This is a genomic window from Secundilactobacillus oryzae JCM 18671, from assembly GCF_000740055.1.
In the GTDB taxonomy this organism is placed as follows: domain Bacteria; phylum Bacillota; class Bacilli; order Lactobacillales; family Lactobacillaceae; genus Secundilactobacillus; species Secundilactobacillus oryzae.
The window spans coordinates 78,104-97,560 of sequence record NZ_BBJM01000003.1 but is presented as its reverse complement, the minus strand read 5'-3'; the positions used below and the strand labels follow the sequence as shown (position 1 = coordinate 97,560).

The window sequence follows — 19,457 nt, the reverse complement described above, 5'->3', positions numbered from 1 at the left end:
ATTAACCAGAGACCGCTTAAAATACTTGACTGGAAAACACCGTATCAGGTTATGCTGACCAATTTGTCCAAAAATTCGGATTAAATTTGCAATCTACCTAAAATGAAATTTCATTTTAGTCTTCTTTGATTGATTATGATGCTTTTTGATCTTTCAAAACCATTTCTGGTTCTGCTTTTTCAGTAACTGTTTCTGGGGTGATGATAACCTTTTCAATATCATCACGACCCGGAATTTCGAACATAATGTCGCGCATGACATCTTCAATGATTGACCGTAGTCCACGGGCACCGGTATCACGCTCAATGGCTAACTTAGCCATTTCTTTCAAGCTAGCAGGTTGGAATTCAAGTTGAACCCCATCCAACGAAATCAGCTTAGTATATTGCTTAACTAGTGCATTCTTAGGCTCAGTTAAGATTCTAACTAAATCTTCTTCAGTTAACTTCTCTAAAGCCGTCAAAATTGGTAAACGACCAATAAATTCAGGGATTAATCCAAACTCCAATAAGTCTTCAGGTACAACTTGTTGCATCAGACTTGCTTGAGCATTGAGCTTCTTTCGATCAGTATCCGTACCGAAACCAATTGTCTTATCACCTAAACGGTTCTTGACAATGGTCTCAATACCGTCAAAAGCACCACCTACGATAAAGAGGATGTTCGTGGTATCAATCTGAATAAACTCTTGTTGTGGGTGTTTTCTGCCACCCTGAGGTGGAACATTTGCTGTTGTGCCTTCAAGGATCTTCAGCAATGCTTGTTGGACCCCTTCACCGGAAACATCTCGAGTAATCGAAACATTTTCAGCCTTTTTAGCAATCTTGTCAATTTCATCAATATAAACAATACCCTTTTCGGCACGTTCAACATCATAATCGGCATTTTGTAAGAGTTTCAGCAAGATGTTTTCAACGTCTTCACCAACATACCCGGCTTCTGTCAACGTCGTAGCATCTGCAATTGCAAATGGGACGTTTAGAATTCGTGCCAAGGTCTGGGCGAGGAAAGTCTTACCTGAACCGGTTGGTCCAATCATGCTAATGTTACTCTTTTGTAATTCAGGACCATCTTCGTCCTTTTCCTTGTTCAATTGGTTCACACGCTTGTAATGGTTATAAACCGCAACAGACAACGTCCGTTTGGCTTCTTCTTGGCCAATCACGTATTCATTCAATGAGTTGACGATTTCTTGTGGTGTTGGTACCACTAAATCAGCGCCAGCTGCTTCCATGCTGAATTCTTCATCGATAATTTCCTTACATAAATCGATACATTCATTACAGATGTACACACCCGGTCCAGCAACGATCTTCTTAACTTGATCTTGTGACTTGCCACAAAAAGAACAGTTTACAGGACCGTTCGTATCGGTATTTTCAAACAAGCAACTCACTCCTTTATGCTTTTTTCATATATTTCAAATAAATTAACCGTTCAGCTAATATACCACAACCTCTACCATCTGACATGATAAAGGCTTGTTACTAATTTAAATTATACAACAAAGACCCTCGAAAGAAATTAATTAGCTTTCTCGGGTCTTTTGTTAAAGCCAAGTTAATCGATTAAATTACTCTTTGTCGGCTTTCTTGTCATCTTTTTTAGCTTCTTGCTTTGCTGAATCAGTAATTAATTCAACAGCCTTCTTGATAGCAATGTCATGCTTCAACATATCATCAGAAAGGGCAGCACGTACGGCACTTTCTTCCATACCGTATTGGCCAGCTAAGTCTTTAACTTCTGCTACGATATCTTCTTCAGCTGGTTCGATCTTTTGATCTTCAACAACGGCTTCAAGAACGAGGTTAGTCTTAACACGACGTTCTGCATCAGCAGAGAATTGCTTACGCAAGTCAGCTTCAGTTGTACCAGTGATTTGGTAGTAAGTCTTAGGGTCGATACCTTGTGATTGCATGTTAGCAAGGTATTGATCAGTTTGACGTTGAACATCTTCTTGGATCATGGCTTCTGGAATGTCCTGTACTTCAGCATTGTCAACGGCAGCAGTAATTGCAGCGTCTTCGATTGCATCGTGGGCTTCGTGAGTCTTTTGTTCCTTGAGTTCGTCCTTGATCTTAGTCTTCAATTCTTCAAGACTGTCAACTTCTTCATCAACATCCTTGGCAAATTCATCATCAAGTTCTGGTAATTGCTTTTCCTTAACTTCATGAATAGTTGTCTTAAAGGTTGCATCTTTACCTTGAAGTTCTTCTGCTTGGTATTGTTCTGGGAACGTTACCTTAACTTCAACGTCTTCGCCAGCCTTGTGACCAATCAATTGATCTTCAAAACCAGGAATAAATGAGTTTGAACCTAATTCTAAGGCGTAGTTGTTAGCTTGGCCACCATCGAATTGCTTGCCATCAACGTAACCATCGAAGTCAATAGTGACAGTGTCACCCTTCTTAGCTGCTTCGTCTTCTTTAAGAACAAGTTCAGCTTGTTGTTGACGACGCTTTTCAAGTTCTGCATCAACATCCTTAGCGTAAACACGTGTGTTTTGCTTAGGAACGCTTAAACCTTCGTATTCGCCCAACTTAACATCAGGCTTAACAGTTACGACTGCCTTAAGAACCCAAGGCTTGTCCTTTTCCATTGATTCAACGTCAATGTGAGGTTGGTCTACTGGTTCGATTTCAGTATCTTTAATTGCTTGTTCGTAAGCTTCTGGTAAAACGATGTTCAAAGCATCTTCATAAAGTGCTTCTTCACCATACATTTGGTTAAAAATTTGGCGAGGAACTTTTCCTTTACGGAATCCTGGTACAGAAAGGTTTTTCTTAGTACGGTCAAATGCCTGATCGATACCCTTCTTGATTTGGTCGGCGCTAATTTCAAAGGTTAATTCACCTTGGTTAGCTTCCTTTTTTTCAAATTTTGCAGTCATTAGTTTTCCTCCGAAACGAAAGTTATTTAATTACAATTCTATTAATTGCATACGAATTTTAGTTTAACGTATCCAGCTAAAAAAGTAAATTACTTTCACGTAAAATCCGCTTGATAGCGGTAAGTTTTGCCATAAAAACAAAAAAAGAGTTCGAAAAGTAACCTTTTCGAACTCTTCTTTTACTAATACTAAAATTAATTAATCTTAGTCAAGGATTTCTGAAACGACTCCGGCACCAACAGTGTGGCCACCTTCACGAACAGTAAACTTAGTACCCTTTTCAATGGCAGCTGGAGCAATCAAGTCAACTTCGAAAGTGACGTTGTCACCAGGCATAACCATTTCAACACCATCAGCTAATTCGATAACACCAGTGATATCAGTGGTATGGAAGTAGAATTGTGGACGGTAGTTTGAGAAGAATGGCGTATGACGGCCACCTTCTTCTTTAGAAAGGATGTAGACTTCTGACTTAAACTTAGTGTGAGTTTGGATCGAACCTGGCTTTGCAAGAACTTGGCCACGAACAACTTGTTCACGGTTAACACCACGAAGAAGCACACCAACGTTGTCTCCGGCTTCACCGAATTCAAGAGTCTTACGGAACATTTCAAGTCCAGTAACAGTAGACTTAATAACTTCTTCCTTCAAACCAACGATTTCGACTTCGTCACCAACGTTAACAGTACCACGATCGATACGACCTGAAGCAACAGTACCACGACCAGTGATCGTAAATACGTCTTCAACAGGCATCAAGAATGGCTTGTCGTTGTCACGTTCTGGAGTTGGGATGTATTCATCAACAACATCCATCAAGTGAAGGATAACCTTTTCTTGTTCTTCGTCGCCTTCAAGAGCTTTAAGAGCAGAACCGCGGATAACAGGAATGTCATCACCAGGGTAATCGTATTCTGAAAGTAATTCACGGACTTCCATTTCAACCAAGTCGATTAACTCATCATCATCAACAAGATCAGTCTTGTTAAGGAAGACGATAAGGTATTCAACACCAACCTGACGCGCTAACAAGATGTGTTCACGCGTTTGTGGCATAGGACCATCGGTTGCAGCAACAACTAAGATAGCACCGTCCATTTGAGCGGCACCAGTGATCATGTTCTTGATGTAATCAGCATGTCCTGGGGCATCGATATGGGCGTAGTGACGCTTTTCAGTTGAGTATTCAACGTGGGCAGTGTTGATCGTGATACCACGTTCACGTTCCTCAGGTGCCTTATCGATATCAGCGTAATCTTCGGCCTTAGCCAAACCCTTAGCGGCTAAAACTTTAGTGATAGCTGCGGTTAAAGTAGTCTTACCATGGTCAATATGGCCAATAGTACCAATATTTACATGGGGCTTACTTCTGTCATATGTTTCTTTTGCCATTAAATGAAACCTCCTGTTTTATCGCAAGAATAACTTCAGCACCACAGGCATGGTGCCAAAAATCCTTTGAGTATAATTATACTACTTCTTCACAAAAAGACAAAGTTACGTGTCTCTAGAAGAATCCTTAAAGTATTATATAGACTCAATTCGCTTTTGTAAACCAAAAATAGCTATTTTACTGATTTTTCCGAAAAATAGTTTATCGGATTATTTTCCAGTCCATTTTTAACGGATTTTAGGCCAAATTGTGTCCTAAATTGACCGGAAAAGTCAAAATTGCCTGTCATTCTAAAAAAATCACTCTACATTTTTAAACGAATCAATCATGCTTTTTGTATATTCTTGCAATTTTTCCTGCCAATTGCGAATATTCGCTAACTTTAAATTATCCACGGGCAACGATTCATCAGCATCGTAAACATGTACCAAATGATTGACCCAAAGTTGAGGATCATTAATGACCTTGTTCGTATAAGGATACAGATACATGGCTTGCAATCTGAGTTCTTCTTGCAACTGTGCCCCTAAGATAGGATCTTTTTTGGCGATGGACTCGTCTAAAGCCTGCATCATCGCCTTAAAACTTTGCATTTTTGAAAGCGGCTGTAACTCGCTACCCTTGATCTCATGACTGGTTTCGTCCAACCAATAAAATTGAAATTGGTTGGTCAACTTCATCTTTTCAATGGATTCCAACAAGCTTGCCCGCACTATTGGGTGAATGAATGGATCCAACAATAAAAATTGTGTGCCCTTCAGCCAATCAGACAAAGGTAATTTTCTGGCTAATTGAAACCGATTAATTTGAGTAATGACTGGTTGATCCGCCATATGGTAAAACTCATTTAAAACTTGGTGCTGGAATTCCACCAATTCCGTTTGTGATTTCACCTCTGCTTGCTGCAATTTATCTAATGCGCGTTGCTTAACATCAACCGATAATTTTGTACTACCCAAAAGTTCTCGTAGCAAAATAAAAGATTCACTTTTCAGAAAAACGGCCGTTAAAAAAGCAAAGTTAGTTTCATCATTTAGATAAACGTCCAACTTTTCTAAAATAATGCGTTCCGCTTCTTCATACTGTTGATTCAAGTAATACGCGTTACTTAATTCATGATTCATACCGCTTGTCGGGTTGGTAGCATAAAGTTGTTCAAATAGTGCAACAGCAGCCTGAAACTTTTCTTCTGCAATCGCCTTTCTAGCGTTTATTAGTAGCTCATCCTCCACTGCTTATCCTCCTTTTATTGCAAAAGAACCGGAGTCAATGTTCACTCCGGTCCTTATTTTTAGTTTATTCAGTTTCTTTTTCGGGCTTTGCTGTCGCCTTACTCTTGCTTTGCTTACTACGGTGGTGTTGGTTAACCTCCATAATAACTGGCAGAATCACTGGATGACGCTTAGTTTGCTCAAACAAGTAATGATTCAAGTTTTCTCGAACATCTTGCTTTAAGTGACCCCAATCAAATTCTTTATGATCTAGGTTAGCTTGTACAGCCTTTTTAATGATTTCTGAACTTTCGTGCATCAGATTTTTATTGGATTTTACATAGACAAAGCCACGAGACGTAATCTTAGGCTCGGCAATAATCTTCTTCTTCTTACGGTCAATCGTCACAACCGCAACAAAAATACCATCATCTGAAAGCACCTTACGATCACGCAAGACAATGTTTCCGATGTCACCAACACCAATTCCATCAATCATCGTATTTCCGACATCGATGCTACCACCCAAGAACATCGTCTCACCATCATAGGTCAAGACGTCTCCCTTAGCAGTCAAGAAGATGTGATCTGACTTCATACCAACTTCTTGAGCAGCCATAGCATGTGCCTCAAGCAAACGGTACTCACCTTGAACTGGAATCAAGTACTCTGGCTTTAGCATGTTAATCAAGAATTGTAAATCATTCTTGCTGGCATGGCCGGAAGAGTTCAATTCATTGGAGATTGAAATCACTTCTGCTCCAGCGCGATAAATCATGTCGTCCGTCTTAGCAACCGTGGTCTCCATAGCATGTGATGGTGTCGTTGTAATAAAGACAACATCCCCAGGCTCAATCTGTGGCCCCTTTTCTTGCTTGTTGGCCATTCTTTGCAGTGCCTTGATTGGTTCACCCATTCGACCAGTCTGTAAAATGACCGTTTCTTCTGGAGCTAATTTATCTAAATCAGCTTCTTCAACCAATAAGTTGTCGACGGGTAAAATTAATTTATTTAGTCTCAACGCAGTATTGACGATTTTTTCTAAATCGTGACCGGTCAAAAGAACTCGCCGACCAGTATTAGCGGCAGCGTTAAAGACTTGTTGTAGTCTGATAATGTTGGAAGCTACACTAGCAACGACAATTCGACCATGATTATATTTAAAAGTTTCTTTAACGAAGGCCGCAATATCCCGCTCATTGGTCGTTTCAGAAGGATTTTCAGCATTGGCCGAATCACTTAAAAGGGCTAAAACACCTTTTTGACCGATTTCGGCTAATCTAGCATAGTCTGTTTGGAAATCACTAGTTGCCGTTTGGTCAAACTTAAAATCACCTGTGTAGACAATTTGGCCTTCATCCGTACCTAACACAATTCCCATTGATCCAGGAACTGAGTGGGTAGTTCTGAAGAACGAAACCTTGATATCGCCAAAGTCGATTTCAGAATTGGCATCAACAACATGGAAGTCCGAAAACTTCTTGGCGCCTTCAACGCTTTCAACTGCTAACTTAGCTAATTCAATGGTCATCTTTGAGCCAAACACTGGAACGTTAAACTCGCTCAAAAAGTATGGTAATGCCCCAATGGCATCAGCATGTCCGTGAGTTAAGAAAACCCCTACAATTCGGTCCTTATTTTCCTCTAGATACGAAAAGTCTGGAATCACAATGTCAATTCCCAAAAGACTATTCTCAGGATACTGGAGACCACAATCCAAAATGTAAATGCCATCGTTGACATCCACAACATACATATTCTTCCCGTTTTCACGGACGCCGCCAAACGGGCTAATCTTAATCTTGCTACTCATAATTCACCTCATACACTATAGTTTTCGTCTAATATCATCTGAGATAACTAAGCTGCGCTTGAATTATCTCGCTATTTCATTAATCCAAATCACTTTGGAAACGATCTTATTTAAACTGCTTACAGTGTACCATATTTTAGAACTTTGCAATATAGAATGGGCTTTTTTATCATTAAGCAACAAAAAAAGCTCTCCCAAATTGGGAAAGCTTGAGTCGATATTAACGACGTAATCCTAAACTGTTGATAAGTTCACGGTAACGTTGAACATCCTTGCTACGAAGGTAAGCCAACAAGTTACGACGGTGACCAATCTTCTTCATTAACCCACGTTGTGAATGGAAGTCTTTTTTGTGAGTGCTCATGTGGTTGTTGATTTCAGTAATATCAGCAGTTAAAACTGCGATTTGTACTTCAGCAGAACCAGTGTCGCCTTCGTGACGCGCGTACTTCTTGATGATTTCGTTCTTTTGTGTTTGACTAATAGCCATTGTGTAATACCCACCTTTCAAATTTTTTTGTCCCCTTCACTGAGTAAAACGGCTGTGAGTGTCCGTTAAACTAAGTTCGGGATAGTTATCACACTCCGAATAGTATATCTTAGTCCTTGCACTCGCGCAAGTATCAATCTTTATTGATACACCCTATCAAGTAAAAAACCTTTACATTTAAACTGAGAATTGTTGCATTCAGTTCTAGGATTCTGTATAATAGCAAGCGTTGAAAAAAACGATGACCAGGCAACGGTTTTCTACTTGTTGGAGGTGAAATAGATGCCAATTATTAAATCTGCGATTGAACGTGCACGTACTAACGTTAAAGCTAACAAGCGTAACGCACCACAACTTAGCGCAATGAGAACTTCAGTTAAGAAGTTTGAAACTGCTGTAACTAAGGGTGACGAAAATGTAGCTGACTTGTTCAAGGCTGCTTCGGCTGCTGTTGATCACGCTGCATCAAAGGGCTTAATCAAGAAGAACAAGGCTTCACGTGACAAGTCACGTATGGCTGCTCGTCTTGCTAAAGCTGCTAAGTAAAAAAATCCGATCTAATTAGATCGGATTTTTTTTATGCGGAAATTGAGGTGTTGTTATATTGCACCATGAACATTTCAAATAACATTTCTGGATCTTCCGCCGTTGATTTCAATTTCTTCTCAACATCAATCAAACCAAGATAAGCTCTTTGCAGCAGTAACACATCAAAGTGCCGAACTGTTTGCAAAGATAACTTAACCCGATATGGATGCACTTTTAATGTACTAGCCAAGGTTCCCTGACTATAACCATGCTTATTAAGAATATGGACTTGCAGTAGCAGCCTAAACTGTCCAACTAAAATAGCATTAATTTGTAACGGTTCCACTTTTGATAACAATAGATCTTGATACAGACGAATGGCTAATTCGGTGTCACGTGCCAAAACCGCACTGACCAAATCAAAAACGTTCTGATCCAATGTTTTGGTCACTAATCCGGTAACTGCCTCGTCATCAATAACTTTCGTGTCATTTCTAAAAAGTTGTAATTTAGGTAGTTCATTCATAATTAATGTTAAATCAGCGTTAGTCCGTTCCAACAATAGTTGCTCCGCAGACGGTTCAATCGTAAAACCATTTTGTTTCAACTCAGTTTGAATAATTTGCCTAATTTGAGGTTCCTTAAGGTTGCTGATATCCACGACTTCGGCAACTTTTTTTAATTGCTTAGAAATCTTTTTTCGTGCATCTAATTTTTCGTATGGGGCAAAAAAGACCAGAATAGTGTCAGGCTGTGGATGCTCCAAGTAAGCCAATAGCTCATCCAAGTCATGATTAACCTTAATTCCCCTTTTTGTCGAACCCGTAAAGAAATACGGGTTATCAATAAACACAAGTCTGCGTTCACCAAAAAAAGGAGCAGAGGCTGCATCTGCCAAAGCTTGTGATACCGGCGTTGTTTCCATATCATAAGCAGCAAAATTCATCGTTAGTTCCTCTTCCGGGATTAACGATTTTAGTGCTTTTCTGAAATTTTGTTGTAAATATGGCTGATCACCTAGTATCAAGGTAACGTTTGATACTTTTTTTTCGTTGATTTGCGTTAAAAATTCTTTGTAAGTCATCTGTTCTCCTTTAGGAACGTTTTCCAACTACCAGTTTGGTGATTTCGAAACGTATAGGTAATCATGCCATCGACTTGGGTATTGAAATACGGAATTCGCAGTTTTGCAAGCGTTGCTAACGTTTCTTCATTCGGATGGCCATAACGATTTTTCCGTCCAGCTGATATAATGCCTACTTTGGGGCTTAATTGTTTGAGCACTTCAGGATCTGAGGACGTCTTGCTTCCATGATGTCCAAGCTTTAAAACGTCAACCTTCAACCCTGGGTACTGACGTATAATCTCACGCTCTCCGTCGCGATCAAGATCCCCCGTAAACAACCAGCTTAAATTACCCATCTCACAGTATAACACCATGGAATCCCCATTTTCACCCAGTCCCGGTTTAAACGGATGAACTACCTTAAAGGGTGAGTATGCCGGCTGGTTTCCCGCTTGTAATGGCATAATTCGGTTTGTCGAAATTAAGCCCTTCACTCGCTTCAAAAAATCAGGATTTTGCTGCATCCCCTTTGGGACATAGACATGATCGACGCGTAAATTTCTTAAAACAACTGGTGTATCCCCAGTGTGGTCAGCATCTTTATGACTCAAATACAACCCATCCAGATGCGCAATTCCCTTACTTTTTAAGTAATTAATCGTAATGGTTTCAGCTCGACTTCTTGCTGTCACCTTTCGAAAACCTGGTGTCTTAAAATTGAGTCGACCACCCGTATCAATCATAGATACGGAACGATTGAACGGTTCTCTGACCAAGAAGCAATCGCCTTGGCCGATATCAAAATAAGTAACTTCACCATTCATCGGCAAATGAATGCCCATAAACATGACCACATAACTCGCTAGAATAGTTAATTTAATCCAACCCGTCCTGCCGCGCTGACCAATCAGAATAAGCGTCAGCACAAAAACGATTACTAACCCTTCTAAGGGTGGCTTGCCAAAAGTAATCATCCCCGGCAACGTGGCAATCCCATTTAAACAGTCATTAAACCACCCAATCAATACATTAACGAATTGGGCAATTAATTGAAATTTGAGTCCCATAACCCCGCCAATGAAAGTTAACGGAAAAATCACCACACTAAAAAGTGGTAATACAAGCAGATTACTTAATAAGGACAATACGTGCCATTCAAATACGTGAAATAAAATAAAGGGCAAACTCACTAAATTCATGAGCAAAGTCTGTTTGATAAACGATACGTCATTTAAAAATAATAAACAAAATGCCAAACCAAAGCTTAACTGATTACCAAATTGCATCAGTAAGGCAGGCTGAATTAGCGTACATATTAATAAAGTTAAACCAAAATTATCAATCGACTCCACTTTAAACCCTAGACGATTAGCCAGCAGCCGATGCTCAGCCATAAGAATTGCCCGCAATAAGCCAGTGGCTCCACCCGTAAAGATGAAATACAACGGCAGCAACCCCAGAAGGAGCCACTCGATAAGCCGCTTGGAGCGTTTGAGAACCGTCAGCGAGCGTTCAACAATTGCCATAAAGAGTGTGACGTGCAAACCTGAGATGCTAAAAAGATGAATTAAGCCTAGTTGTTTAACCCCACTTAGCTGCTCATAGAAGTTCTGATTCCGAGCCCCCAGTACTAGCCCTTGATAATAGGTTTTCAGGCTTCCTGGTAGTTGATTCGATGCTTGAACCGCTCGATAGCGTGCAACGTGGCAGCCATTCAGGATAATTGCACTAAAACGAGCGGCCTTCACTGGCGTAATCCGTTGAACTTCATTAATCTTAATCGTATTTAAAATTCCAGATTGCTCATCATAGCGTCTTCTGTCGAACTCATTAATGTTAGTAGATTGAAGCGGTTCGCTAATATCGCCCACTATCATCAGATTAACCGTCGTTGAAACCGATGTAAACCGGTTTATTTCTTGGGGATCATTCAGAAAATAGATTGCCGTCACCTTAGCGTGATTGGGCAATTTTCCCGTTAACCTAAGCTGATTACCAACTAAGTCAATTTGATCCGGTTGAACTTGCAACCTTAGCGTCGCATTTTCCCTCGGCTCAAGTCGCAACTGACGTTGATGGTGATTAAAGCTCATAAAAAATAACCCGAACATTAATAGCAATCCTGCACTAATAAAAACCAGTCGTAGCCGTCGTAAACACAAAATTCGAATAAACCAGTAGGCAACAACTGCCAATCCGAGCCATTTATTGCCATAAAGCGTCATGGCTAACCCACTCACTAATACGGCCGGAAATATTAAATCGCCACGTTCAATAATTAATCAGTTAGATAAGTGTCTAACGATGTCGCTTCAAGAATATCAGAACTGAGCGACACCTGCTCCAAGTCGATGTTTTTAAGTTCCAGTAATTTTTTTGCGTAAGGATCATTGTGATAGTTCCTGAGATAATAAATTTTAGAAATGCCCGCTTGTAGTAGCATTTTAGTACATTGTAAGCACGGGAAATCTGTCACATAAATCTCTGCACCCTCGGTCGATTCGCCAAATTTAGCACATTGTAAAATGGCGTTCATTTCAGCATGAATCGTCCGAACGCAATGACCGTCCACCAAGTAGCAGCCTTCATCAATACAGTGTACATCCCCTGCAACAGATCCATTGTACCCACCCGCAATAATCCGTTTATCACGGACCAATGTCGCTCCTACAGAAAGGCGATTACAAGTACTTCGTGAGGCAAGTAAAACTGCTTGAATCATAAAATATTGATTCCATGGTATCCGTTTATCTTCCATAATGACAACTTCCCTTCGGCAACATTTCCATACCAGTATAGCAAAAGTTCACGACAATTCTGTCAATTTTCCAATCACACTGAAGCACTATCCGCAATTTTTTCGACAGTTTTATCGCCAAACCCACTGATATTCTTCAAGTCTTGAACGGATTTAAATGGACCATGCTCATCGCGATACTGAATAATTTGCTGGGCCTTCTTCTCACCAATTCCTGAGATTTGTTGCAGTTGAGTTGCATCGGCGTCATTCAAATTAATCTGGCTACTTTCACTTGATGCACTTTCATCTCCCGTAGGACTCGAACTAGTGACTGGTGTTCCGGATAGTGAACCAGGATTTCCTTTCACCTCTCCTTTTACAGGAACATAAATAACTTGTTGATCTGATAGCGTTTGGGCCAAATTAATATGTTTTTGATCTGCGGAAGAATTGAATCCACCAGCCAAATCTACTACATCTTTCACGCGCATGGTTGCAGTGACTTGAAAAACGCCAGGATTTTTCACCGCCCCTTTCACGTCCACCATAATTTGCTTATGGTCGTCCGTTGATCCAGATTGGCGAAAGTGGTTACTACTCGCAGTTGTGGTACCACTAACTTCCGTAGTCTGACTACTACTGGTGGATAAACTCGTTGGCTGTGCATCACTAGGTGCCTCGTGATGCCCCATCAACATCATTCCCACGCCAATCAGAACAACTGCCATCACCGCAACAAGGCCCAGTAAAATTTGAATCCGATATTCTTGATAAAGTTCCTTCAACCTATCCAACTTCTCGCCTCCTTTCATAGAGTAATTACGAAAAGAAGCGACAAAAAAATCAGCCAAATTTAAATTTGGCTGATTTTTATTTTTGAAGATAAGCAAGTGCTTGGTCAAAGCTCTTAACCGGTACAATCTTCATATTAGGTGCATATTTCTTGGCCGTTTTTTTGGCCTGTTGATAATTAGTTAAATGATTTGGCTCATATTTCAACAATTCTTTGGTTGGCTTGACGTATGGTGCAAAGAAAATAGTAGCTCCTGCCTTCTTTGCAGCAATAATTTTTTTATCGATGCCGCCAATTTCACCAACTGACCCGTCTGGATTGATCGTTCCAGTACCGGCAATTTTCTGTCCATGCGTAATATTGTCCCCGGTCAATTGCGAGTAAATTTGTAGACTAAACATCAAGCCACCTGAAGGACCACCAATATTACCAGGGTCCACCTGAATAGGCACTTTAGTTGTGACCTTAATATTATCTGTTAAGGTAATCCCAATTCCCGCCACACCCTTACCAATATTAACTAATCGGCCGGTTGCTTGACGTTGATGACCGTTATGCGTAAACCTAATCGTCAACTTGTCATTCTTTTTATGCTTTCTAATGTAACTTTGGAAACCATAGGCACTTGAAAAATGTTGATTATTGACCTTGGTTACGGTGTCACCCACCTTTAATTTTGACTTAAAGTTGGAATTTTTACTGATATTCAGAACGTAAATTCCGAGATATTTTTTATCAATTTTTTGATGGGCAGCTTTATAAGCGGTGGCAATTGCCTCGTTAATAGCACTCTTCATATAGAAAGTTTGTACCTTCTCGTAGGTTTCACCACTTTGACCCCCAGTGACAGACGCTTCACTCACAACCTCATAGTAATCTGGATGCATCTTCGCCCATACGTATGTAATGGGTCTCGCACGCGCAATTCGCACAGAAGTAATCATAAATGAACCCTTATCTTTATCTGGATGCTTAGAAATGTCGACAAAACTACCTAAATCATCCGCAGACCCTGGAGATTCAATATAACTCGACATCGGCCAGTAAAGGCCAATAAGAATCGCTACAAAAGCAATCAAGGCGAGTATCGTACCTGTTAACCGACGTTTACGATTTTTCATTTTCTGGTATCCTCAAACTTCCCAGATTCCAAAGCATCAGCGACCACCGCAGGCACTAGTTCAAGAATTGAGCCTTTGAAATGAACGACTTCTTTTAACAAACTAGACGCCACAAAATCATATTTGGAATCGGCAACCATAAACAAAGTCTCTACATGTTCATCTAAATAGTGATTCATCTGAGCCATCTTTTTTTCTAGCTCAAAGTCAGCACTATTTCTCAGCCCTCTGATGATAATGTTAGCCTTGACCTTTTTTAAAAATTCAACGGTTAAGCCCGTTTCAGTCTTCACAGAAACGTTTTTAAGATCAGCAACGCTCTCTTCAATGAAGTTCACCCGCTGTTCTGCGGTAAACATGGACTGTTTACCTGTATTAATACCAACAACGACAATGACTTCATCGAAGATTTTGCTGGCTCGCTGGATAATATTCAGGTGTCCATTGGTAATTGGGTCAAAACTTCCCGGATAAACTGCTACAACCATGTTTATTCCTCCTCACCGAATCGATAAATCGTAATTTCTGTGATGCCATAATCCTTTTTTTCAACTAACCGGAATCCGGTCACGTCCGCTAATTTCGCATTTTGATCAGTTTCACAAACAATTAGCGCATTGGGTGCAAGTAAGTTGAGTTCATTCAACGTTTGCATCTGTTCAGCAATTTTTTGTAAGGCATATGGCGGATCAAAGAAGACCAACGAGAACTTGACTGCATCTGCTGAAAATTGCTTAAGCGCCAAATTGGCATCTCGCTTCACCACTTTAAACCGATCCGGTGCCTTCGTGACTTCGATGTTTTGTTTGATTGTCTTAATAGCCAAGCCTTGTTTGTCCACAAGATAGGCCTCGTCAACGCCTCGAGAAACAGCTTCAATACTTAAGCCACCTGAACCCGCAAATAAATCTAAACTAGTGCCACCATCAAAATAAGGACCAATGATATTAAAAATATTTTCCTTAATTTTATCCGTTGTGGGTCGCGTCTTCGTCCCGGGAACAGCTTTTAACTTTCGCCCACCGAATTCGCCGGCTACAATTCTCATTCTTCTTCCTCCGCTGCATTTAAAACTTCTTTGGTTGGTTCATTTCGATCTTGTTTCCTAAACCAGACATCTAACTCTGCTCTTGGGGACTCAACCACACGTTTGACGAAATGCTGCTTTTCAAGCTGTTGTTTAGTTTCTTCAAGCTTTTCCTGGTTAACAAACAAAACGGCATAGCGCATTCGCCGCGAAATATAAGCCATATCGCCAAACCGTTTTAACTGTCTCATTTGTTTTAAATTATACGTGTAAACAATTAATTCTTCTTTAGCTTGAATTTTAAATTCCATGTATCCACCTTATTCTTCGTTCATTTTTTCTTTAGCACTAATATTTAACAACGTCCCAATTGCAATACTTGCGGTAATCATACTGGAACCTCCGTAACTGACAAACGGGAACGTCACCCCGGTAATTGGGAGCAATCCTAGTACACCGCCAAGATTGAACATCGTCTGGACAGTGAAATAGGTTGCAATACCGTAACAAATTAACGAGTAAAAATTGTTCTTACTCTTAATTCCTAACATGACCGTTCTTAAGATGATGGTCGCTAGCAAGATAACTAAGAATAAACAGAAGAGTAACCCAAGCTCCTCGGCTGTAATGGCAATGATAAAATCGGTATTTGGCATAGGTAAGTACCCTGTTTTTTGAATCGAACGACCAAGTCCAACACCGAATAATCCACCGTTACTCAATGCATAGTACGAATTGACCAATTGTTGCCCTACTGATTGTGCGTGAGCAAACGGATTCTCAAAAGCCACAATTCGTTGCAACTTATAGGAGTGCCCAGCGAGCGGTCCATTTGCCATCCAACTTAATAATGGTAGTAGCCCAAAGTAACCGACCCCTAGCGCACCGACGAGCCAGCCTGTGCTTCGTTTAATTCCCATCCCACTTGCTAACCAAATAACGGAGACAGCAGAAAAGTTAATCACAGCTCCACCCAAATCCGGTTGTGCCAAAATCAGCACAATCAAAATCCCACTTAACATCATTGGCGCTGCTAACTCACGCCACCAATCCCAATTCGATTCGTGCATTTCTGACTGCCGTCTTGGAATCGAAACATAGTAGGCACTTAAAATAATTAAGAAATACTTGGAAAATTCAGCCGGTTGAATACTGATAAAGCCCAGATTAATCCAACCCGCCGCCCCATTAACTGTTTTACCAACCACCAGCAGCCCTAGAAAGACCACAGCGAAGATACACCAGATAACAAACAAAAACCTAGCATTTTGCAACTTTTTAAGATTGAACCGGAAGAGGCCTATCACCATAGCGATACCAACAAAGAAGAACAATGTTTGCCGAATCAGATAGCTCGTCGGTGTTCCACCCGTTTGCATCGAAATATCTGAGCTTGACGAATACACCATGATGATTCCCACCACGGATAAAATCAAAAATGGAATTAAAATATAATAATCTAAGAATTTAAATTTTTTCATACCTTTTCACTTATCCACCACATATGTATGTAACAGTCCCCAATTTAATTATTGCCATCATTATATCATAACCGCATGTTACCAACGCGGTTTAAGGGGACTGGAGACTAATCTTTGAACAAAATAAAAGAACTGCCATTTCTGACAGTTCTCTGATTGTTTACTTGTTAGAACGGTTCTTCTTTGCTTCCTTTTCACGAGTGCTTGTGTTAAGGATTTGCTTACGCAAACGAACGTTTTCAGGCGTTACTTCACAATATTCATCATCGTTCAAGAATTCAAGTGATTCTTCAAGTGATAAGTGAGTAGGCGTCTTAATACGTGATGCTTCATCAGAACCAGAAGCACGAACGTTAGTTAAGTTCTTACCCTTAGTGATGTTAACAGTGATGTCGTTATCACGGCTATTTTCACCAACAATCATACCTTCGTATACTTCAGTACCTGGTTCAATGAGCAAAGTACCACGACTTTCAATACCCATCATGGCGTACATCGTAGCCTTACCAGAGTTCATTGAAACAAGGGTACCCTTTGTACGACCTGGGTGCCAGTTCTTGATAACTGGACCGTACTTTTCAAAGGTATGGTTCATGATCCCGTAACCACGGGTCATTGACATGAATTCGGTTGAGTAACCAATCAATCCACGTGATGGTGCAAGGAATGTCAAACGGGTTTGACCGTTTTCAGTTGATTCCATGTTTTGCATTTCACCTTTACGTTGTGACAAACTGTCAATCACACTACCAGTGTATTCATCAGGTGTGTCAATTTGAACTTCTTCAAATGGTTCGCTTTGAACGCCTTCAATTTCGCGGTAGATAACTTGTGGACGTGATACTTGTAATTCGAAGCCTTCACGACGCAATGTTTCAATCAAGATAGAAAGGTGAAGTTCACCACGACCAGAAACTGTCCAGGCAGCTGGTTCACCAGTGTTTTCAACTCGAAGAGAAACGTCGGTTTGTAGCTCACGCATCAAACGATCTTCAAGTTGACGACCCGTCACGAATTTACCTTCGCGACCAGCAAATGGTGAATCGTTAGTACGGAATGTCATTTGAAGGGTTGGTTCGTCAATCCGGAGAACAGGCAAAGCTTCAGGATTTGAAGCATCTGCAACAGTTTCACCAACGTTGATATCTTCCATACCTGAAATGGCAATCAAATCACCAGCCTTGGCTTCATCGATTTCAAGACGCTTCAAACCGAAGTAACCGAAAAGCTTTGTAACCCGGAAGTTCTTCTTACTACCGTCAAGCTTCATCAATGTCACGTTATCGCCGACCTTGATCTTACCTCGGAAGATACGACCAATACCAACACGTCCAACGAAGTCGTTGTAATCCAACATAGCAACTTGGAATTGAAGAGGTTCGTCTTCGTTATCAAGTGGTGATGGGATCTTTTCAACGATCGTATCAAAGATTGGTTGCATTGTGTGTTCTTGAGTTGCTAAATCAGGATCGTAGCTTGAAGTCCCGTTCATAGCAGATGCATAAACAACTGGGAAATCAAGTTGGTCTTCGTCAGCACCAAGTTCGATGAACAAGTCAAGCACTTCGTCAACAACTTCTGAAGGACGGGCACCTGGGCGGTCAACCTTGTTGATCACAACGATTGGGATCAAGTGTTGATCCAAGGCCTTCTTCAAAACGAAACGAGTTTGTGGCATTGTTCCTTCAAATGCATCAACAACAAGAAGAACACCATCAACCATTCGCATGATTCGTTCAACTTCACCACCAAAGTCAGCATGTCCTGGTGTGTCCAAAATGTTAATTTGCTTGTCCTTGTAACGAACAGCAGTGTTCTTTGAAAGAATGGTGATACCACGCTCACGCTCAATGGCGTTAGAGTCAAGTGCTCGGTCCTCAATTTGGACATGTTCATCAAGTGTATCTGATTGCTTTAGAAGCTCATTAACTAACGTTGTTTTACCATGGTCAACGTGGGCAATGATGGCAATGTTACGAATATCATCTCTGGTTTTCAAAATATTCTTCCTTTCATTACTTAAAACTTTTTCTTACATCTGGTCCGCCTAAAGCTTGGAAGACCTCATCAGTAATTCATAGTAATTCGCATAAAAAAACTGTGACCTACTCGTCACAGTCAGACGTTCTCGTTTACAATTGTTCGAATGTCTTGTTGTGCTTTCCCTGTCGTTACCAATACAAGGTTAGATGATAACATATCTAAAGGCGAGCCGTCAATCTTAGTGACCACTAATCCAAGTGTTTCTGCAAGAATTCTGCCAGCGGCAAAATCCCAGGGTTTCAAAAATGAGCTATAGCCAACCGTTTTGCCAAGAAAAGCATGGATAAACTCAATACCTGCAGATCCGTATATGCGCATACCTCGACTATGACGAATAATCTCTTGCATCCCCGATATATTGCCGATTACCAACGGGCCACTCGCACCAAACAGGCCTTCACTCAATGGAATATTATTGGGTGCTGTCAAGCGCTCATCGTTTGCGTACACTCCTACTGCAGGACCACCAGCGTATAGAACGTCATTCATCACGTCAAAAATATACCCAAGTACTCCCTTGCCATCTTGGTATAAGGCAATCATGATGGCAAAATGATCCCGCTGTTTAACGAAATTCATGGTGCCATCCAAGGGATCGACAATCCAAACATTTCCATCCATCGAGGTTAAACAATCACCGAATCCCTCTTCACCCAGAATTTTTGCATCAGGATCAAACGTTCGAATTTTTTCTATCAAAAAACGTTCACTCGCTTTGTCGACATTAGTCACCAAATCTCGTGGTCCCGTTTTTTCGGAAACCTCTAAATCTTTGTGCATCATTTTCTGCATTAAATCGTAATCCGCATGGAGCCATTTGCGAACCGTTTGATCAACTCGAATGATTGCTTGTTCATCCAT

Annotated in this window: 18 protein-coding genes; 1 reads left to right on the top strand and 17 read right to left on the bottom strand. The window is 40.7% G+C overall.

Going from position 1 to position 19,457, the window contains the following annotated elements; translation table 11 throughout:
- Nucleotides 1–133: 133 nt before the first annotated feature.
- From clpX to rpsO, 6 genes are all read right to left on the bottom strand, one after another.
- The gene (clpX, locus tag LOSG293_RS01785; RefSeq protein WP_152551065.1) at nucleotides 134–1,387 is read right to left on the bottom strand and encodes an ATP-dependent Clp protease ATP-binding subunit ClpX; all 1,254 of its coding nucleotides are present in this window, start codon (nucleotides 1,385–1,387) and stop codon (nucleotides 134–136) included.
- 186 nt (nucleotides 1,388–1,573) lie between these two features.
- Nucleotides 1,574–2,890, bottom strand: coding sequence for a trigger factor (gene tig, locus LOSG293_RS01780; RefSeq protein ID WP_034526293.1), 1,317 nt, complete (start codon nucleotides 2,888–2,890; stop codon nucleotides 1,574–1,576).
- Between the two features lie 204 nt (nucleotides 2,891–3,094).
- Nucleotides 3,095–4,282 carry an elongation factor Tu gene (tuf, locus tag LOSG293_RS01775; RefSeq protein ID WP_034526292.1) on the bottom strand — a complete coding sequence of 396 codons (1,188 nt, stop codon included), beginning with the start codon at nucleotides 4,280–4,282 and terminating at the stop codon, nucleotides 3,095–3,097.
- A gap of 300 nt (nucleotides 4,283–4,582) precedes the next feature.
- Nucleotides 4,583–5,515, bottom strand: coding sequence for an outer membrane protein assembly factor BamD (locus LOSG293_RS01770; RefSeq protein WP_034526290.1), 933 nt, complete (start codon nucleotides 5,513–5,515; stop codon nucleotides 4,583–4,585).
- Between the two features lie 64 nt (nucleotides 5,516–5,579).
- Nucleotides 5,580–7,307 carry a ribonuclease J gene (locus LOSG293_RS01765; RefSeq protein WP_034526288.1) on the bottom strand — a complete coding sequence of 576 codons (1,728 nt, stop codon included), beginning with the start codon at nucleotides 7,305–7,307 and terminating at the stop codon, nucleotides 5,580–5,582.
- 220 nt (nucleotides 7,308–7,527) lie between these two features.
- Entirely contained in the window at nucleotides 7,528–7,797 is a 270-nt protein-coding gene (gene rpsO / locus LOSG293_RS01760) for a 30S ribosomal protein S15 (protein ID WP_034526286.1), read from the bottom strand.
- A gap of 282 nt (nucleotides 7,798–8,079) precedes the next feature.
- Here rpsO and rpsT point away from each other — a divergent pair, with 282 nt between their 5' ends.
- The gene (rpsT, locus tag LOSG293_RS01755) at nucleotides 8,080–8,343 is read left to right on the top strand and encodes a 30S ribosomal protein S20 (RefSeq protein ID WP_034526284.1); all 264 of its coding nucleotides are present in this window, start codon (nucleotides 8,080–8,082) and stop codon (nucleotides 8,341–8,343) included.
- Nucleotides 8,344–8,374: 31 nt separating this feature from the next.
- Here the strand turns inward: rpsT and holA are convergent, their stop codons facing one another.
- The 11 genes from holA to LOSG293_RS01700 all read right to left on the bottom strand — a co-directional run bounded on the left by holA (nucleotide 8,375) and on the right by LOSG293_RS01700 (nucleotide 19,457).
- Nucleotides 8,375–9,409, bottom strand: coding sequence for a DNA polymerase III subunit delta (gene holA / locus LOSG293_RS01750; RefSeq protein WP_034526283.1), 1,035 nt, complete (start codon nucleotides 9,407–9,409; stop codon nucleotides 8,375–8,377).
- Nucleotides 9,406–11,631: a DNA internalization-related competence protein ComEC/Rec2 gene (locus LOSG293_RS01745; RefSeq protein ID WP_152551064.1), complete on the bottom strand. Its 2,226-nt coding sequence runs from the start codon at nucleotides 11,629–11,631 to the stop codon at nucleotides 9,406–9,408. The genes holA and LOSG293_RS01745 overlap by 4 nt, the downstream gene beginning before the upstream one ends.
- 38 nt (nucleotides 11,632–11,669) lie before the next feature.
- Nucleotides 11,670–12,149, bottom strand: a complete 480-nt coding sequence (locus LOSG293_RS01740; RefSeq protein ID WP_034526281.1) for a ComE operon protein 2 — start codon at nucleotides 12,147–12,149, stop codon at nucleotides 11,670–11,672.
- Between the two features lie 74 nt (nucleotides 12,150–12,223).
- Nucleotides 12,224–12,925, bottom strand: coding sequence for a helix-hairpin-helix domain-containing protein (locus tag LOSG293_RS01735; RefSeq protein ID WP_034526279.1), 702 nt, complete (start codon nucleotides 12,923–12,925; stop codon nucleotides 12,224–12,226).
- A gap of 76 nt (nucleotides 12,926–13,001) precedes the next feature.
- Nucleotides 13,002–14,045 (bottom strand): SepM family pheromone-processing serine protease, encoded by a 1,044-nt coding sequence (locus LOSG293_RS01730; RefSeq protein ID WP_034526276.1) that lies wholly within the window; start codon nucleotides 14,043–14,045, stop codon nucleotides 13,002–13,004.
- The gene (gene coaD / locus LOSG293_RS01725; RefSeq protein WP_034526274.1) at nucleotides 14,042–14,533 is read right to left on the bottom strand and encodes a pantetheine-phosphate adenylyltransferase; all 492 of its coding nucleotides are present in this window, start codon (nucleotides 14,531–14,533) and stop codon (nucleotides 14,042–14,044) included. The genes LOSG293_RS01730 and coaD overlap by 4 nt, the downstream gene beginning before the upstream one ends.
- A 2-nt stretch (nucleotides 14,534–14,535) precedes the next feature.
- Nucleotides 14,536–15,093 (bottom strand): 16S rRNA (guanine(966)-N(2))-methyltransferase RsmD, encoded by a 558-nt coding sequence (gene rsmD / locus LOSG293_RS01720; protein WP_034526272.1) that lies wholly within the window; start codon nucleotides 15,091–15,093, stop codon nucleotides 14,536–14,538.
- Complete coding sequence (locus tag LOSG293_RS01715; RefSeq protein WP_034526270.1) at nucleotides 15,090–15,383, bottom strand: YlbG family protein; 294 nt, start codon at nucleotides 15,381–15,383, stop codon at nucleotides 15,090–15,092. The genes rsmD and LOSG293_RS01715 overlap by 4 nt, the downstream gene beginning before the upstream one ends.
- A gap of 9 nt (nucleotides 15,384–15,392) precedes the next feature.
- On the bottom strand, nucleotides 15,393–16,553 hold the full coding sequence (locus tag LOSG293_RS01710) for an FtsW/RodA/SpoVE family cell cycle protein (RefSeq protein ID WP_034526267.1): 1,161 nt from the start codon (nucleotides 16,551–16,553) through the stop codon (nucleotides 15,393–15,395).
- Nucleotides 16,554–16,713: 160 nt separating this feature from the next.
- The gene (gene typA / locus LOSG293_RS01705) at nucleotides 16,714–18,552 is read right to left on the bottom strand and encodes a translational GTPase TypA (RefSeq protein WP_034526265.1); all 1,839 of its coding nucleotides are present in this window, start codon (nucleotides 18,550–18,552) and stop codon (nucleotides 16,714–16,716) included.
- Nucleotides 18,553–18,671: 119 nt separating this feature from the next.
- Nucleotides 18,672–19,457 carry an inositol monophosphatase family protein gene (locus tag LOSG293_RS01700; RefSeq protein WP_034526264.1) on the bottom strand — a complete coding sequence of 262 codons (786 nt, stop codon included), beginning with the start codon at nucleotides 19,455–19,457 and terminating at the stop codon, nucleotides 18,672–18,674.

Bases quoted from the DNA above. Each gene is read 5' to 3' on its own strand.
- tig (WP_034526293.1), bottom strand. From the start codon at position 2,890: ATGACTGCAAAATTTGAAAAAAAGGAAGCTAACCAAGGTGAATTAACC.
- tuf (WP_034526292.1), bottom strand. From the start codon at position 4,282: ATGGCAAAAGAAACATATGACAGAAGTAAGCCCCATGTAAATATTGGT.
- LOSG293_RS01765 (WP_034526288.1), bottom strand. From the start codon at position 7,307: ATGAGTAGCAAGATTAAGATTAGCCCGTTTGGCGGCGTCCGTGAAAAC.
- rpsO (WP_034526286.1), bottom strand. From the start codon at position 7,797: ATGGCTATTAGTCAAACACAAAAGAACGAAATCATCAAGAAGTACGCG.
- rpsT (WP_034526284.1), top strand. From the start codon at position 8,080: ATGCCAATTATTAAATCTGCGATTGAACGTGCACGTACTAACGTTAAA.
- holA (WP_034526283.1), bottom strand. From the start codon at position 9,409: ATGACTTACAAAGAATTTTTAACGCAAATCAACGAAAAAAAAGTATCA.
- LOSG293_RS01740 (WP_034526281.1), bottom strand. From the start codon at position 12,149: ATGGAAGATAAACGGATACCATGGAATCAATATTTTATGATTCAAGCA.
- LOSG293_RS01730 (WP_034526276.1), bottom strand. From the start codon at position 14,045: ATGAAAAATCGTAAACGTCGGTTAACAGGTACGATACTCGCCTTGATT.
- coaD (WP_034526274.1), bottom strand. From the start codon at position 14,533: ATGGTTGTAGCAGTTTATCCGGGAAGTTTTGACCCAATTACCAATGGA.
- rsmD (WP_034526272.1), bottom strand. From the start codon at position 15,093: ATGAGAATTGTAGCCGGCGAATTCGGTGGGCGAAAGTTAAAAGCTGTT.
- LOSG293_RS01715 (WP_034526270.1), bottom strand. From the start codon at position 15,383: ATGGAATTTAAAATTCAAGCTAAAGAAGAATTAATTGTTTACACGTAT.
- LOSG293_RS01710 (WP_034526267.1), bottom strand. From the start codon at position 16,553: ATGAAAAAATTTAAATTCTTAGATTATTATATTTTAATTCCATTTTTG.
- LOSG293_RS01700 (WP_034526264.1), bottom strand. From the start codon at position 19,457: ATGGATGAACAAGCAATCATTCGAGTTGATCAAACGGTTCGCAAATGG.